Here is a 1,776-nt window from a genome sequence, read left to right as displayed (position 1 = left end):
GGCGCCGACCGCCCGCACGCGCCGCACCACGTTCCCCCGCCAGGCCACGGCGCCCTGCCGCCGCGCCCGCAGGGCCTTCCGCTGCCTCGGGGCCTCGCGCCGGGGGCGGCGGGCGCGGGCCCCTTCTTCGTCGTACGCGCCCGGGCGGCGCTGCCCGGAGTGCGGGGTCCTCCAGGGGGGACGGCCGGTCAGCCGGTCGTTCACCGGTTCTGTTCCACAGACCTGTCGCCCTGCCCTCCTCCCTGAGGCCTGGGCGGACGACGCCCATTCGAGGGGATCCCCATGACTCGCGCCACCACGGTGCGAGCGGTTCTGGCTGCCGCCGTACTGCTCGTCTCCGTGTTCATCACGCTGACCATGTCACCCAGACTCGGCCTCGACCTCCAGGGCGGCACCCGGATGGTGCTGCAGGCCAAGGACTCCGGCACCGCGACCGCGGACCGGGAGAGCACCGACCGAACCCTGGAGGTGCTGCGGCAGCGCATCGACTCCCTCGGTGTCGCCGAGCCGGCCCTGACCCGCTCGGGCGAGGACCGGATCATCGTCGAACTCCCCGACGTCCAGGACCCGCGCCAGGCCGCCGAGGTCATCGGCAGGACCGCCCAGCTCAGCTTCCACGCGGTCCAGGGCCCCGGAGCCGGGCAGGGTGACGCCGCCGAGACGCTGCCCGACGAACAGGGAAGTCCCCTCGCCCTCGGCCCGGTGCGGCTCTCCGGGGCCGGGGTCAAGGACGCCACCGCGGACTTCGACGCCCAGCAGGGCACGGGCTGGACGGTCTCGCTCGACTTCCACAAGGGCGCGGGCCGGGAGTGGAACCGGCTCACCGGCGACGCCGCCTGCCACCCCGCCGGCGACGAACGGCGCCGCGTCGCGATCGTCCTCGACGGGAAGGTCATCTCCTCGCCCCAGGTCGATCCGTCGATCGGCTGCGAGGCCGGACTGCCCTCCGGCTCCACCCGGATCACCGGCTCCTTCAGCGCCGAAGAGGCACGTGATCTCGCACTGCTCATCAAGGGCGGCGCACTCCCCGTGCCCGTCGAGATCGTCGAACAGCGGACCGTCGGTCCGACGCTGGGTGCCGCCGCCATCGACGCCAGTGCCCGGGCCGCTCTCATCGGCGCCGCGGCCACCGCGCTCTTCATCACCCTGATGTACCGGCTCTTCGGTGCTCTTGCCGCGCTCGCTCTGGCCGCGTACGGAGTGATCTCCTACGCCGCACTCGTCGCACTGGGGGTCACCCTGACCCTGCCGGGCCTCGCCGGCTTCGTCCTGGCCATCGGGATGGCGGTCGATGCCAACGTCCTTGTCTTCGAACGGGCCCGCGAGGAGTACGCGGGCCGGCGGAACGGTTCTCTGCGCTCCGCGCTGACAGCCGGATTCCGTAAGGCCTGGAGCGCCGTCGCCGACTCCAACGTCACCACGCTGATCGCCGCCGCACTCCTCTTCTTCCTGGGCTCGGGGCCGGTCAAGGGCTTCGGAGTCACGCTCGCCATCGGTGTCCTGGTCTCGATGTTCTCCGCGCTCGTCATCGCCCGCGCGCTCACCGAGATCGCGGCGGGATCCCGGTTCGTCAGCGACTACCGGGGCGTCAACGGCATCGCACGGCCGGGCCGAGTCCGTACCTGGCTGAACGAACGCGACCCCCAGCTGTTCCGGTCTCCGCGCCGCTGGCTGGTGACGTCCACCGCACTCGTCCTCGTCGCCGTGACCGGCATCCTCGTGCGCGGCGTCGACCTGGGTGTCGAATTCACCGGCGGGCGGCTCGTGGAGTACTCC

At 72.5% G+C, this 1,776-nt stretch carries 2 protein-coding genes; one reads left to right on the top strand and one right to left on the bottom strand.

What is annotated here, in order from left to right; genetic code table 11:
- Positions 1 to 204: hypothetical protein (locus ACFWFI_RS42585; RefSeq protein WP_387401321.1), on the bottom strand; the 204-nt coding region annotated here is incomplete at its 3' end.
- Positions 205 to 282: 78 nt separating this feature from the next.
- Between ACFWFI_RS42585 and secD the strand changes: the two genes are divergently transcribed.
- Positions 283 to 1,776 (top strand): protein translocase subunit SecD (gene secD, locus ACFWFI_RS42580; protein WP_387401318.1); only part of this gene is annotated, 1,494 nt, incomplete at its 3' end.

It is taken from the genome of Streptomyces sp. NPDC060209, assembly GCF_042728155.1.
Lineage (GTDB): Bacteria > Actinomycetota > Actinomycetes > Streptomycetales > Streptomycetaceae > Streptomyces.
This window is presented reverse-complemented; position numbering and strand designations above follow the sequence as displayed.